Origin of the sequence: Afipia sp. Root123D2 (genome assembly GCF_001425835.1) — a bacterium.
Taxonomy (GTDB): domain Bacteria; phylum Pseudomonadota; class Alphaproteobacteria; order Rhizobiales; family Xanthobacteraceae; genus Afipia.
In genome coordinates this window covers 781,492-795,433 of record NZ_LMDP01000002.1, presented here as the reverse complement: position 1 = coordinate 795,433, position 13,942 = coordinate 781,492, and the positions used below count along the sequence as shown (strand labels likewise).

Annotated in this window: 10 protein-coding genes and 1 pseudogene; 3 read left to right on the top strand and 8 right to left on the bottom strand. The window is 64.1% G+C overall.

Features of this window, described 5'->3' with window-relative positions; translation table 11 throughout:
* Positions 1-53: 53 nt before the first annotated feature.
* Both ASC80_RS12885 and ASC80_RS12880 read right to left on the bottom strand, forming a co-directional pair.
* A complete protein-coding gene (locus ASC80_RS12885) occupies positions 54-1,085 on the bottom strand; it encodes a YcjF family protein (RefSeq protein ID WP_056297578.1) in 1,032 nt (343 codons plus the stop codon).
* Positions 1,082-2,548: a YcjX family GTP-binding protein gene (locus ASC80_RS12880; RefSeq protein ID WP_056297576.1), complete on the bottom strand. Its 1,467-nt coding sequence runs from the start codon at positions 2,546-2,548 to the stop codon at positions 1,082-1,084. The genes ASC80_RS12885 and ASC80_RS12880 overlap by 4 nt, the downstream gene beginning before the upstream one ends.
* Before the next feature lie 209 nt (positions 2,549-2,757).
* Here ASC80_RS12880 and trhA point away from each other — a divergent pair, with 209 nt between their 5' ends.
* Together trhA and ASC80_RS12870 are read left to right on the top strand one after the other, a co-directional pair.
* On the top strand, positions 2,758-3,456 hold the full coding sequence (gene trhA / locus ASC80_RS12875; RefSeq protein ID WP_056297574.1) for a PAQR family membrane homeostasis protein TrhA: 699 nt from the start codon (positions 2,758-2,760) through the stop codon (positions 3,454-3,456).
* Positions 3,457-3,499: 43 nt separating this feature from the next.
* Positions 3,500-4,297, top strand: coding sequence for an SDR family oxidoreductase (locus ASC80_RS12870; protein WP_056297572.1), 798 nt, complete (start codon positions 3,500-3,502; stop codon positions 4,295-4,297).
* Positions 4,298-4,457: 160 nt separating this feature from the next.
* Here the strand turns inward: ASC80_RS12870 and mdlC are convergent, their stop codons facing one another.
* The 6 genes and pseudogenes from mdlC to ASC80_RS12840 form a co-directional block, all read right to left on the bottom strand.
* Positions 4,458-6,080, bottom strand: a complete 1,623-nt coding sequence (mdlC, locus tag ASC80_RS12865; protein ID WP_056297569.1) for a benzoylformate decarboxylase — start codon at positions 6,078-6,080, stop codon at positions 4,458-4,460.
* 81 nt (positions 6,081-6,161) lie between these two features.
* Complete coding sequence (locus ASC80_RS12860; protein WP_056297567.1) at positions 6,162-7,019, bottom strand: HTD2 family dehydratase; 858 nt, start codon at positions 7,017-7,019, stop codon at positions 6,162-6,164.
* A complete protein-coding gene (locus ASC80_RS12855; RefSeq protein WP_056297564.1) occupies positions 7,016-8,131 on the bottom strand; it encodes a CaiB/BaiF CoA transferase family protein in 1,116 nt (371 codons plus the stop codon). Before ASC80_RS12855 ends, ASC80_RS12860 begins: the two co-directional genes overlap by 4 nt.
* Before the next feature lie 8 nt (positions 8,132-8,139).
* A complete protein-coding gene (locus tag ASC80_RS12850; protein ID WP_056297561.1) occupies positions 8,140-9,306 on the bottom strand; it encodes an acyl-CoA dehydrogenase family protein in 1,167 nt (388 codons plus the stop codon).
* A gap of 217 nt (positions 9,307-9,523) precedes the next feature.
* Positions 9,524-10,792 (bottom strand): cytochrome P450, encoded by a 1,269-nt coding sequence (locus ASC80_RS12845; protein WP_056297558.1) that lies wholly within the window; start codon positions 10,790-10,792, stop codon positions 9,524-9,526.
* 46 nt (positions 10,793-10,838) lie between these two features.
* Positions 10,839-12,093, bottom strand: a pseudogene (locus ASC80_RS12840) (cytochrome P450).
* Between the two features lie 262 nt (positions 12,094-12,355).
* On the opposite strand from ASC80_RS12840, the gene ASC80_RS12835 reads away from it, so the two are divergent.
* The gene (locus tag ASC80_RS12835) at positions 12,356-13,837 is read left to right on the top strand and encodes a methyl-accepting chemotaxis protein (protein ID WP_056297557.1); all 1,482 of its coding nucleotides are present in this window, start codon (positions 12,356-12,358) and stop codon (positions 13,835-13,837) included.
* The last annotated feature ends 105 nt before the right edge of the window (positions 13,838-13,942 follow it).

The window sequence follows — 13,942 nt, the reverse complement described above, 5'->3', positions numbered from 1 at the left end:
ATGCCGGCGGCCGCACAGACCGCCTGCCGCACGGATAACCGGTTGGGATTGCTTCAGTCCTCGTCGCTGGCGCGGCGCAGCAGGTCTCTGGCAAGGTCCGACAGGACCGGGCGGGGGAGTGCGGCAAAAGGAAGCGGCCGCGTCACGTCGACTGCGGCGAGGCCAAGGCGGGCCGTGAGAAGACCGTTCAGAATGCCTTCGCCGAGGCGCGCGGACAGTTTGGCGGCGACGCCGTGGCCCAGCACCTGCTGGATCAGGCTGTCGCTGGCGGCCATGCCGCCGGTGACGGCGAGGTGAGCGATGACGTGGCGCATCAGGCGAACCATGCCGAGGGTGCCCGGCCGCCCGCCATAGAGCCGCGCCAGCTGCCGCACCAGCCGCAGCGCCGCGGCAAACACGAACAGCATGTCGATGATCGCGCCGGGACTGACGGCGGTGACGATGGACACACGCTGCGCGGCGCTGGAGATCAGACGGCGTGCTTCCTGATCGAGCGGGGCCATCAGTTCGCGTTCGGCGAGACGCAGCATATCGGCGCCGTCGATGATGTCGCCCGCGTGGCTTGCCAGCGTCGCGCGTGCCCGCGCGAGGCGCGGGTTGTCGTGAGCGATTTTCAAAAGGTCGCGGACGATGGTGTCGCTTTCCTTGCGGTTGTCGCTGAGCAGCACCGCATTGGCGCGCTCGTGGAGCTTCTCGATGGTTTCGAGCCGCGCCAGGCCGAGCGCTTCACGCGCGATGACGACGACGAGCGCCAGCACGGCCAGCACCGCGAACACCAGCCCGACGATGCCGAGGCTTTGGCTGCGGGCGAACAGATCCTCGATCAGGTTCGCGGTGCCGAGACCAAGCCCGAGCAGCACCAGCCCGCCGAGAGCGGTCCAGAACAAGGTGCCCCAGCGAAAGCGTTTGCGCGCCGGCGCAAGCGGCTCCTCGATCGGAACCGGCAGCAGTGCGGGATCAGGCTCCGGCGTGATCTGGATCTTGCCGCGCCCCGGATGGGAGTCCTCGTCCGAACCCGTGACCACTACGCGTGGATCGTCGAGCTTGAACGCCGCGGGCTTGCGGTGATGGGGACGATCGCTCATTGCAGTCTGTCTCCGATCAGGAACTGAAGCGCGCGGTCGAGACGAATGTGAGGCAAGGCCGGCTCTTCGGCGCCGCGTTCGAGCAGCGGCGGGCGGAATCGCAGGAACCGGTAGTCCGCCTGATCATGCGGCGCTTCGGTCAGGCCGCGAAACGCACCGCCGTCGGTCAGCAGTGTTGCGAGATCGGTCGGCAGGTCGCCGGGAAAGGTCGCGACCTCGGTGTTGCCGTCGAAGATTTCGCCGCCTGCGCTTTCGCCTGCGATCGGCGTGCCAAAAATCGACGGTAGTTTCTCGCGGCCCTGCTGCACCAGCGCTTCCCGCGTCGCTCGCACCGCGGCGAGAGCGACGACATCGGTAGCCGCGCCTGCGAACTCCGCACGCAATGCTGCGCGCTCCACCATGTGCCGGAGGATGGCTTCGAGCCGGTCGTGGCTGGAGCGATGCAGATGATCGGCCTTGGTTGCCGCGAACAGGATGCGGTCGATGCGCGGCCGGAACAGCGAACTGAAAAACGTGCTGCGGCCGACATTAAAGCAATCGAGAATGCCCGACAGTGCGCCTTCGAGATCGCGCAGCGCATCCGGACCGGCATTGAACGCGGCGAGCGCATCGACCAGCACGATCTGACGGTCGAGCCGGGTGAAATGATCGCGGAAGAACGGCCGCACCACGATATCCTTGTAGGCCTCAAAGCGCCGCCGCATCATCGCCCGCAGCGAACCGTCCGGCGCCGTGCCGTCGTGCGGCACGTCGAGCGGCGCGAATGTCAAAGCGGGCGAACCGGCGAGACTGCCCGGCATCAGGAAGCGGCCCGGCGGGAGCAGGCTCATGGCGAAGCGCTCGTCGCGGCAGGCACGCAAATAACCCGTGAACAGCCGCGCGGCGGTCAGCGTCTGCTGTTCGTTCTCCGGCTGATCCGGTTTCAGCGTCGCAAGATGGGCGTGCCATTCGGCCGCGAGTTCGGCTCGCGGACCCTGCCGCGACAAAGCGAGACTTTCCGCCGACCACTGCTCGTAGCTTTTATTGAGCAGCGGCAGGTCGAGCAGCCACTCGCCGGGATAATCGACGATGTCGAGCGTCAACGTGCGTTCCGCGCCGTTCTCGCGCTGATAGTCGATCGCAAGACGCAGTTCGCTGATGTCGGTGGTCGAGTTCGGCCAGCGCCGTTCGTCGATCAGGGTGCGGACGTGATCCTCATAAGCGAAGCGCGGCACCGCGTCGTCGGGCTGCGGTTCGAGCCGCGCGCGGGCGATGCGCCCGGTCGCCAGCGACTCGAAAACCGGAAAACGCCCGCCGCGCAGCAGGCCATGCACCAGCGCGGTGATGAACACGGTCTTGCCGGCGCGCGACAATCCGGTGACGCCGAGACGGACGGTTGGGCTGAACAGACCTTCGCCGTAATCGATCAAGGATCGCGCCGAAAGACGTAGGTCCTCGATGAGGTCGGAAAAGGTCGATGCCATATTTTGATCGGAATCCGGGGCGGGCTGGTAATGTTGCTAATGTGACGCTTTTGTGAAGCTGTGGCTTTGGCTCTCGAAAATCAAGTTTCAATCCCGATATGATTATTGATCCCGGAGTTTTGAAGGTTCGTTGACGCTTTCTCGCCTATGCTCCAACATTCCCAACACAGCTGTTTCACCGTCTCCTTTGGGTTGAGTTCGATTTTGCCATGACGATTTTCAGGTTGAAGCAATTGGCGGGCGCGCCTCGCAATGTCGGTGGCATCATTCGCTGGGAGTTCGACCGTGCCGAACTGATCGCCGATGGTGTGGTTCATGGGCTCGGCATCGCGTTCGGACTGATCGCCGCCACCACCCTGATCGTGCTGACCGGCATTTACGCCTCGACGGCGCAGATCGTCTCGGTTTCGATCTATGCCGCCGGTCTGGTTGCGATGTTCGGGATTTCCGCGACCTACAATCTGTGGCCGGTGTCGCCGGTCAAATGGCTGCTGCGGCGGTTCGATCATTCCGCGATCTATGTGCTGATCGCCGCGACCTACACTCCGTTTCTGGTCGAGATGAACGACCGCGTCGTCGGGATCGCACTTCTCGTCGGCGTCTGGTCGGTGGCGATCGCCGGCATCGCGCTGAAAGTTTTCTACCCCGGCCGTTTCGACAAACTGTCGGTGGGACTTTATCTCGCGCTCGGCTGGAGCGGCGTGATGGCCTACGACTCCATCGTTGCATCGCTGCCGAGAACAGTGCTGTGGCTGATCGCCGCCGGCGGCGTGCTCTATTCGCTCGGCGTGATCTTCCACGCCTGGGAGCGGTTGCGGTTTCAGAATGCGATCTGGCATTCCTTCGTGCTGCTCGCGGCCGCCTGTCATTACACGGCGGTGCTCGATTTGGTCGTGATCTCGGCTTGAGCAGCGGATTGATCCGCGCGAAATTTCGACCTATGACTTTGACATGAAAGTCAGCGGAAAAGTCGTGGTCGTGACCGGCGGTGCCAATGGCATCGGGCGGGCGTTGTGTGAAATTTTCCATCGCGAGGGCGCGGCGAAAGTGATCGTCGCCGATCTCGATGGCGCCGCCGCCAGGGCGGTGGCGGACAGGATCGGCGGCGAGGCCTTTGCCTGCGACGTCGCCAAGGAAAGCGACATCAAGCATGTGATCGACGAGACCGAACGCCGGTTCGGCCCGATCGAGCTGTTCTGCTCCAATGCCGGGATCGGCGGCGGCTTCGATCCGATGTCGGAAAACGCCGGCGGCACCTCGGATGACCCGTGGATGCGAAGCTGGGGTATCCACGTCATGGCGCACGTCTACGCCGCGCGGCATCTCATTCCGCGCATGAAGGCGCGGGGCGGCGGCTATTTCCTCAATACGATTTCGGCGGCGGGGTTGCTGTCGCAGGTCGGCAGCGCGGCGTACTCAACCACCAAGCACGCGGCGGTGGGCTTCGCGGAAAATCTCGCGATCTCGCACAAGGCGCACAACATCCGCGTCTCGATCCTGTGTCCGCAAGGCGTCGAGACCAACATGTTGCGCGGGCTTCCCAAGGGGCCGCAGTCGGGGGACGGCAATCTCACGCCGGAGGCGGTGGCGCAGTCGGCGCTCGAGGGCATCGACCGCGAGACGTTCGTGATCCTGCCGCATCCGCAGGTGATCGATTACATGCGCAAGAAGACCGAGAACTACGATCGCTGGATCGCCGGCATGGCGAAGATTCAGGCGAAGCTGCGCGAGAGCAACGCGAAGGAATAAAACTTTCCCGACGTATCTCTCGCTTGTCACGCCCGGCCTTGTGCCGGGCATCTCGCTTAGGGACGCACTGTGCCACGTGAATCGGGATGGCCGGGACATAGGCGAGCGGAAGCGACGCCGTTCTTTGAACGGCTAAGCCCGGCCATGACAATTCAGAGGCTCAATGCTTCTGCCCATAGAGCAGTGGCACGGCGAAATCGACCGTCACCTCGATCAGCGACACGCCGGGATGCATCAGTCCGCGCGCCAGCGCGGCTGTGAGATCGGCGGACTTGTCGACGCGCACCGCATCGCAGCCGAGCCCCTGCGCCAGCTTGACGAAATCGATGCCGGGCAGATCCAGGCCCGGCACGCCGCGCACCTGCATCACCTGGCTGAACGAGCGCATTGCGCCGTAGCCTGAATTGTTGATGACGATGACCGTCAACGGCAACTGGCGCTGCGCGGCGCTCCACAGTGCCTGAATCGAATACATCGCCGAGCCATCGCCAATCAGGCAGATGGTGCGGCGGTCCGGGCGGCCAAGCGCCATGCCGACGGAGGCAGGCAGGACCCAGCCGAGTCCGCCGCTCGCCATGGTGTAGAAACTCTCCTGTCCACGCATCGGCAGGAATTTCTGCATCGCCGGGCGATGCGACGGCGCTTCCTCGACGATCGCGGCATCCTTCGGCATCGTTTCCGACAATACGTGCATCAGGAATTCGACCGGGATCGGATCGGCGGCCTGCGGTGCTGGCGGCACAACGCGCGCGGGCGGCCAAGCGCGCTTGGTGTCCGGCAGCAGGTCGAGCAGCATGCGCAGCGCAGGCGCGATGCTGGTCACGATACTGGTGCCGACCGGCGTTACCGCAACGGCGTCGCTGTCGTCGGTGATCTGGAACAGCGTGGTGCCGTTCTCGAAAATCTCGGCGCGGCCTTCGACATGGAAGGTGAACACCGGCGCGCCGATCACCACCACCAGATCGTGGCTGCGCAGCGCGTCCGACAATTGCGCGGGCGAGGCGTGAAGGAATCCGCTGAACTGCGGATGGCGTTCGGGAAAGCTGGCGCGCGGCGAAAACGGGCTGACCCACACGGCCGCCTTGGCGCGCTCGGCCACCTGCACCATCAAATCGACGGCCTGCGCGCGGTCGACGCCGGGGCCGACCACGAGCGCCGGCCGTTCGCTCTTTGCAATGGCGTCTGCCAGATCGCGCATTGCAGATTCATCAGGACGCACGTCGCGGCTGATCTTGCGCGCAGCAATCGGCTGCGCCGGTTGGGTCCAGTCGTCGATCGGCACCGAGACGAAGGTCGGCCCGCAGGGCGGCTGCATCGCGACGTAATAGGCGCGGGCGATGGCGGCGGGCACGTCCTCGGCGCGCGCCGGCTCGACGCTGTACTTCACATAAGGCCGCGGAAACTCCGATGCGCGCTCGGCATACAGAAACGCCTGTAGGGGCAGGATGCTGCGCGCCTGCTGCCCGGCGGTGATGACCATTGGCGTCTGGTTGCGGTGCGCAGTGTAGATGTTGCCGAGCGCATGGCCGACGCCGGCGGCGGAATGAAGATTGACGAAGGACGCATTGCGCGTTGCCTGCGCATAGCCGTCGGCCATGCCGATCACCGAGGCTTCCTGCAGGCCGAGCACGTATTCGATGTCGTCGGGCCAGTCGCTGAGAAACGGCAGTTCGGTCGAGCCGGGATTGCCGAAGACTTTCCTGATGCCGAAGGCGCGTAACAGGTCGAGGGTCGCCTGCTTCACGGTCACGGCAGCAGGTGCGTTTTTTGTTTTGGAAGCCAAATGAAAATCCCCGGACGGCAGGATGCTGGCGGCATCATATCCTCCGGGGCGGATCGGTGAAGCGTTTTCAGCTTCGAGGCGTTACCAGGTCGCGGTGCCCTTCATGGTCGGCGTGCCGTCGGCATTGGCGGTCCACACCGCGAGTCCGGCGCCTTCCTCATTCGCGTTGACGCTAAAGTTGGCGCCGTCGAACAGCGGTTGCACGCCGCGATAGACGAATTTTGCCGGCGGCTCGCCGTTGTGCAGCTTGGCGGCGAATTCGACCTGCAGCGCGGCCTGCAGCGGGCCGTGCACGATCAATCCCGGATAGCCTTCGACCTTGGTGACGTAGTCGCGGTCGTAGTGGATGCGGTGGCCGTTGAAGGTCAGCGCCGAGTAACGAAACAGCAGCACCGGATCGGCGAGGTGGCTTTCGCTGTGCTGCGCTTTAGGCGAGGCCGCTGGTGCGGGCGCTGAAGCCGGCTTGGCGTCGGCCGGAGGGTTGTCGCGATAGACGATGTCCTGCCGCTCGCGGATCGCGACGCCGCGCGGCGTCGTGATGATGTGTTCGACCGAGGCGAAGCAGAGCGTGCCGGTGCTGCCGGTCTTCTGGGTCACGTCGACGATCTTCGACGAACGGGTCACGGTGTCGCCGACGCGCAGCGCGTCGAGGAATTCGAGCTGGCCGCCGGCCCACATCCGGCGCGGCAAAGGCACCGGCGGCAGGAAGCCGCCGCGCGCCGGATGACCGTCCGGCCCCAGTTCGCTCGCGGGCGCGACCGGCTGCGCGAGGCACCAGTGGGTGGTGAACGGCGCGGCGTCGCCGGTTTTCGACTCGCCGATGTCGATGAACAGCGTCGCGCGCAGGCCTTTCACCAGTTGCGGGGTGATGATGTCGGACGCTTCCTGGGTGCGGCCGATCCACTGGCGCAGATGATCGATGTCGAGTGTGGCTGTCATGATGTTTTCCGCGTGTTGGCTGCGGGCTTTTCGCCGACCGCCGGGACAGGCCGGTAAGGCCGATCCTCGCCGATCACAATGGCGGCCGGTGCGGGGTATTGAACAGCGCCGTTCGGAGTCTCGACTTCGATACGGCGCAGGTGCGGATGATGCGACAGGTCATCCATGGTGTTGACCTCGGCGAAGGCGATGTCGGCATCGTCGAGCTTCTTGATCAGATCGTCGCGCGTCATGGTGCCGAACACGTCGCCGACCGTCTTGTCGGTCAGCGCGCGGTTGCGCACGCGCTCGACGCCGTTGGCGAAGCGTGGATCGTTGGGCAGGTCCGGCATCCCCATCACCTCGGCGCAGAGTTTCTTCCACTCGCGTTCGCTCTGGATCGAGATCAGGATATCGCGGCCGTCACTGGAGCGGAACACGCCGTAGGGCGCGATCGATGTGTGGGCGAGGCCCATGCGCTTCGGCGAGTTGCCGGCCTCGGCGTTGAGCAGCGGCACGGTCAGCCAGTCGGCCATCACGTCGAACATCGAAATCCGGATGTCGGCGCCTTCGCCGGTCCGCGAACGCTTGATCAACGCCTCGAGGATTGCCGCGTGCGCGGTGGCGCCGGTGGCGATGTCGACGATGGAGAGGCCGACGCGCGCCGGGGTTTCCGGCCCGCCGGTAATCGAGGCGAGGCCGCTTTCGGCCTGGATCAGGAGATCGTAGGCCTTGCGCTCGGCATAGGGGCCGTCGTCGCCGTAACCCGAGATGGTGCAGATGACGAGTCCCGGGTAGTCCTTGCGCAGGCGTTCGCGGGCGAAGCCGAGCTTGTCCATCGCGCCGGGCTTGAGGTTCTGCACCAGCACGTCGGCGCTCGCGATCAGCGCCTCGAGCGTATTCTTTCCGTCAGCGGTGGTGAGGTCGATCACCTCGGACGACTTGCCGCGATTGAGCCAGACGAAATAGCTGCTCTGGCCTTTCGCTGCGGCATCGTAGCCGCGGGCGAAATCACCCTCCGGCCGTTCGATCTTGATGACGGTGGCGCCGGCATCGGCGAGCCGCGACGAGCAGAACGGCGCGGCGACGGCCTGCTCCACGGCGATGACGGTCATTCCCTCAAGCGGCAGCATGACGCACCTCAGTACGAACGCGGCATACCGAGCACATGCTCGGCGAGGAACGACAGCACGAGGTTGGTCGAGATTGGCGCCACCGAATAGAGCCGCGTTTCGCGGAACTTGCGTTCCACGTCATACTCTTCGGCGAAGCCGAAGCCGCCATGGGTCTGGATGCAGGCGTTGGCGGCCTCGAACGAGGCGTCGGCGGCGAGCATCTTGGCCATGTTGGCCTCGGCGCCGCAATCCATGCCTGCTTCGTACTTGCGCTCGGCCTCGCGCACCATCAGTTCGGCGGCGCGCATGTTGGCGTAGGCCTTGGCGATCGGGAACTGGATGCCTTGATTTTTACCGATAGGGCGGCCGAACACCGAGCGTTCCTTGGCGTAATCGCTGGCCTTCTTGATGAACCACTTGGCGTCGCCGATGCATTCCGACGCGATCAGGATGCGCTCGGCGTTCATGCCCGACAGGATGTAACGGAAGCCCTTGCCTTCCTCGCCGATCAGGTTGGCGGCCGGCACCACGAGGTCGGTGAAGAACACTTCCGTGGTCGAGTGGTTCATCATGGTGCGGATCGGGCGAATGGTCAGGCCCTTGTCGCGCGCCGCTTTCATGTCGACGATGAACACCGACAGGCCGTCGGTGCGCTTGGCCGCTTCTTCCTTCGGCGTGGTGCGCGCCAGCAGGATCATCAGGTCGGAATGTTCAGCACGGCTGGTCCAGATCTTCTGGCCGTTGACGATGTAGTTATCGCCGTCGCGGCGGGCGAAGGTCTTGATCGACGAGGTGTCGGTGCCGCTGGTCGGTTCGGTGACGCCGAAGGCCTGGAGACGAACCTCGCCGCTGGCGATGCGCGGCAGCCACTGCTTCTTCTGGGCGTCGTTGCCATGTCGCAGCAGCGTTCCCATCGTGTACATCTGGGCGTGGCAGGCGCCGGCGTTGCAACCGGCGCGATGGACCTCCTCAAGGATCGCCGCACCGGCCGACAGTTTCAGGCCAGCGCCGCCATATTCCTCGGGGATCAGGACCGACAGATACCCCGACTCGGTCAGCGCGTTCACGAACGCCGTCGGATAGGCCATGTCGCGATCGAGCTTGCGCCAGTATTCGCCGGGAAACTGGGCGCAAAGCTTGGCGACGGCGTCGCGGATGTCGGAATATTCGTCGTGGTCGTGCTGATGGGTCATTTGATCCGTACCGTTGGGGCTGCGGCGCGCATGGTGACGCTGACGGGCGCCGTCAGGCGCCCGGAAAGATCGTTTTTGGGGAAAATTGCGGTCTTGGCAACACCTATGGCACCGCCAGCCGGAATGGCTGTCGCGGGAGCCATGAATTTGCACCATCCCGCCGCGACCGTTGTCGCAGGCGCCGGGGGTTCAAGGCCGGAGGTGCGAGAAAACCGGCCTATCCGGGAATCCGCACCGGCAGGGCCTCGTAGCCTTTGACGAAGCTCGAATAGATTCGCCGGGGTTCCCCGACGACCTCGATATTGTCGAACCGTTTCAGGATTTCTTCCCAGATGATCTTGAGCTGCAATTCGGCGAGCCGCATGCCGACGCAGCGATGGATGCCGAAGCCGAACGACATGTGGGTGCGCGGCCGGGCGCGGTCGACGATGAAGCTGTCGGGATTCTCGATCACCTCGCCGTCGCGGTTGCCGGAAACGTACCACATCACGACGCGGTCGCCCTTCTTGATCAGCTTGCCGCCGAGTTCGGTGTCCTGCAGCGCGGTGCGGCGCATGTGGGCGAGGGGCGTCTGCCAGCGGATCACCTCCGGCACGAAGCTGTCGATCAGCGCATGGTTGGCGCGCAGCTTGTCGTATTCGCGCGGGTTCTCGTTGAGGGCGAGCACCGAGCCGGTCATCGAGTTGCGCGTGGTGTCGTTGCCGCCGACGATCAGCAGGATCAGGTTGCCGAGCAGCTCATCGCGGTTCATGTGGCGCGTCGCGTCGCTGTGCGCCATCATCGAGATCAGGTCGCTGCGCGGATCGGCGTTGACCCGTTCGTTCCACAGCCGGGTGAAGTAATCGGCGCATTCGCCGAGTTCGGCAAGGCGCTGTTCCTCGCTGTCGTAGATGCCGCTCTTGGGCAGCGCGGTGGCAAGATCCGACCATCGGGTGAGTTTGCGGCGATCCTCCCACGGGAAGTCGAACAAGGTCGCCAGCATCTGGGTCGTGAGTTCGATCGACACGCGCTCGACCCAGTTGAAGGTCTCGTTGCGCGGCAGGTTGTCGAGGATTTCGGCCGAGCGCTCGCGGATCAGGACCGCGAGCCGGTCGAGATGCGACGGCGTGAACATCGGTTGCACCGTCTTGCGCTGCGGGCCGTGCTTCGGCTCGTCCATCGCAATGAAGCTCGGCCAGTTATAATTCTCGGTGACGTCGCGCAGGCTGATGCCGCCGAGCCGGACGTCGGACGAAAAGATCGCGGGGTTGGTATCGACATGCATGATGTCGTTGTACTTGGTGACGGACCAGTAGTCGCCGACCGGGCATGTCGTGCAGTAGTGCACCGGCTCTTCGTTGCGCAGCCGCTCGAAATACGGCCACAGCGTATCGGAGCGGAACAGTTCGGGGGCGCCGGGATGAAAGTCGGCCAGCGGCATCGCATAGGCTTTTTCGCGCGCGGCTCGCAGCCGCTCGTTGTGCGCGATGTCGATGGTCCCGTGCATCTGGCTCTCCGTTGGGCCTGAAAGCCCGATTATAGACCATACCCGCTCACGACGCGATGCGAACGGGGAGCGTCTCGTAGCCCTTGACGAAGCTCGAAAAGACCCGGCTGGGCGCGCCGGTCACTTCGATTGTGGCGAACCGCTTGAGAATTTCTTCCCAGACGATCTTGAGTTGCAGTTCCGCCAGCCGCAGGCCGACGCAGCGATGGATGCCGAAGCCGAACGACAGATGCTGGCGCGGCCGGGCGCGGTCGATGATGAACTCGTCGGGCCGCTCGATGACCTCGTCGTCGCGGTTGCCGGAGACGTACCACATCACCACCTTGTCGCCCTTGCGGATCTGCTTGCCGCCGATCTCGATATCGGCGATCGCGGTGCGGCGCATGTGGGCCAGCGGCGTCTGCCAGCGGATGATTTCCGGCACCATGCTGTCGAGCAATGCTGGATTGTCGCGCAGCTTGCGGTACTGGTCCGGGTTCTCGTTCAGCGCGTAGACCCCGCCGGACAGCGAATTGCGGGTGGTGTCGTTGCCGCCGACGATCAGCAGGATGATGTTGCCGAGGAAGGTTTTGGGGTCCATGTCGCGGGTGGCGTCGGCGTGGGCCATCATCGACAGCAGGTCGCTTTTCGGCGGAGCGTTGATGCGCTCGTTCCACAGCCGCGCGAAGTATGCGCCGCATTCTTCCAGCTCGGCCTGGCGTTTGGTCTCGGCGGCCTCATCGGCGGGCAGGGAGGTTGCGACATCGGACCAGCTTGCGGCGTTCTTCCCACGGAAAATCGAACAGCGTCGCCAGCATCTGCGTGGTCAGTTCGATCGAAACGCGGTCCACCCAGTCGAAGGTCTCGTCGCGCGGCAGGGAGTCGAGACATTCGCCGGCGCGCTGGCGGATGATTCCGGCGAGCTGGTCGAGGTGGCTCGGCGTAAACATCGGCGCCACGGTCTTGCGCTGCGCGCCGTGTTTCGGCTGATCCATCGAAATGAAACTTGGCCGCCGGAAATAGGTCCCGGCGTCGCGGATGGTGATGCCGCCGAAGCTCGCGTCGGACGAGAAGACCTGATGGTTGGTCTCCACATTCATGATGTCGCTGTATTTGGTGATCGACCAATAGGGCCCGAACTGGCTGTCCTTGCAGTAGTGAATCGGGTCTTCCCGCCGCAGCCGTTCGAAATAAGGCCAGAAGGTATCTGTGCGAAACAGCTCCGGATCACCGGGGTTGAATTGGTCGAGCGGAATCGAATAGGCCCGGTCCCGTGCCGCCTGGGCGGCGGACTCGCGTGCAGAATCGCGTGTGCCGTGCATGGACGTCTCCCGGAGTGGCGTCGTCTTCGATACGCAGCTTTGTTTGTCCGATTACATCTCGATACCGGCGCGTCGGCAAGCGCGGGATTGTCGCGAGCGCGGAAAAATGCCGAAACGCTTTCGCGGTTGTTCCTCTGCGGAACATGCAGGCGGCGGCCGGCCTTCACCGGCGCGACACGCTGTTGGTAGTCTTACCAATGCGTCCGCAAAACTTTGCTTAATGATTGGCTGCGATCCTGTTGCCGGGCACAGGGGATTCGTTATGCGGCTGTTTCATACAACAAAAGAACTGAGTTCGAAGATCGACGCGATCGACCGGTCGCAGGCAGTGATCGAGTTCGAGATGGACGGAACGATCGTCACAGCCAATGCGAACTTTCTGAATGCACTCGGTTATCGGCTTGAGGAAATCCAGGGCAGGCATCACAGCCTGTTCGTCGATCCGGCCGAGCGCGAGGGTCAGGACTACCGGCAGTTCTGGGAATCGCTGCGCCGTGGCGAATTCCAGGCCGGTGAATTCATGCGGGTTGCCAAGGCAGGGGCGACGGTCTGGATTCAGGCCTCCTATACGCCGCTGCTCAACCGCAACGGCAAGCCGTTCAAGGTGGTCAAATTCGCGACCGATATCACTGCCCAGAAACAGAGAACGTCCGACTACGAAGGTCAGATCAGGGCCATTCACAAGTCGCAGGCGGTGATCGAGTTCAACCTCGACGGCACGATCATCACCGCCAACGACAATTTCCTCGCAACGCTCGGCTATCGGCTCGACGAAATTCAGGGCAAGCACCACGGCATGTTCGTCGATCCGGATCACCGCGACAGCGCCGCCTATCGGGATTTCTGGAATTCGCTGCGCCGGGGCGAGTATCAGGCCGCGGAATACAAGCGGCTCGGCAAGGGCGGCAGGACGGTCTGGATTCAGGCTTCCTATAATCCGATCTACGGGGCCGACGGGAAGATCGCCAAGGTCGTCAAGTTCGCCACCGACATCACGGGACAGGTCGAGGACCGCCTGCGCCGCGAGGACCTGCAGAAAACGATCGACATCGATCTTGGACGGATCACGGAATCGGCGGCGGCGACTTCGGAGCGCGTGACGTCCGCGGCCGGCGCGTCGATGCAGACATCGTCCAACATGCAGGCGGTGGCATCGGGGGCGGAGGAGCTTGCCGCGTCGGTCAGCGAAATCAGCCGTCAGGCCTCCGATGCGCTCAACATTTCGTTGCAGGCCGTCGATCAGGCGAACGAAACCAATACGATCGTGTCGGGCCTAGCAGCGGCGGCCCAGAAGATCGGCGACGTCGTCAAGCTGATCAACAGCATTGCCGATCAGACCAATCTTCTGGCGTTGAACGCGACCATCGAAGCGGCGCGTGCCGGCGATGCCGGACGGGGCTTTGCCGTGGTGGCGTCGGAGGTCAAAAGCCTCGCGACCCAGACCGCGAAGGCGACCGACGAGATCAGCGCGCAGATCGCTGAAGTTCAGGCCACGACCGCGACGGCGGTGAATGTCATCGAGGCGATCACCCAGACGATCTCCCGCGTCAACGAAATCTCGGCGGCGATCGCGGCCTCGGTCGAGGAACAGGCCTCGGTGACCCAGAGCATTTCGTCCAACATGCAGGTCGCGGCCAAGGGCGTCGCCGACATCAACGTCAATATGACCGAGATCGCGTCCGCAACCCGCTCGGTCGACGAGGCGACGCGGAAGGTGAAGGAAGCCTCGCGCGCATTGGCCTGATGCAACCCCTGCGGGATTGAACGCCGGCAGCCGCCGGTCATTCTTCGTTCAGCTTGTTCGCCGCGCCCCTTCACCGCATCCCCGGCCCGTGGCATGGTCGCCTTG

Coding starts and splice junctions, on each gene's coding strand:
- ASC80_RS12860 (WP_056297567.1), bottom strand. CDS start 7,019: ATGACAGCCACACTCGACATCGATCATCTGCGCCAGTGGATCGGCCGC.
- ASC80_RS12880 (WP_056297576.1), bottom strand. CDS start 2,548: ATGGCATCGACCTTTTCCGACCTCATCGAGGACCTACGTCTTTCGGCG.
- trhA (WP_056297574.1), top strand. CDS start 2,758: ATGACGATTTTCAGGTTGAAGCAATTGGCGGGCGCGCCTCGCAATGTC.
- ASC80_RS12850 (WP_056297561.1), bottom strand. CDS start 9,306: ATGACCCATCAGCACGACCACGACGAATATTCCGACATCCGCGACGCC.
- ASC80_RS12835 (WP_056297557.1), top strand. CDS start 12,356: ATGCGGCTGTTTCATACAACAAAAGAACTGAGTTCGAAGATCGACGCG.
- ASC80_RS12845 (WP_056297558.1), bottom strand. CDS start 10,792: ATGCACGGGACCATCGACATCGCGCACAACGAGCGGCTGCGAGCCGCG.
- ASC80_RS12885 (WP_056297578.1), bottom strand. CDS start 1,085: ATGAGCGATCGTCCCCATCACCGCAAGCCCGCGGCGTTCAAGCTCGAC.
- ASC80_RS12870 (WP_056297572.1), top strand. CDS start 3,500: ATGAAAGTCAGCGGAAAAGTCGTGGTCGTGACCGGCGGTGCCAATGGC.
- ASC80_RS12855 (WP_056297564.1), bottom strand. CDS start 8,131: ATGCTGCCGCTTGAGGGAATGACCGTCATCGCCGTGGAGCAGGCCGTC.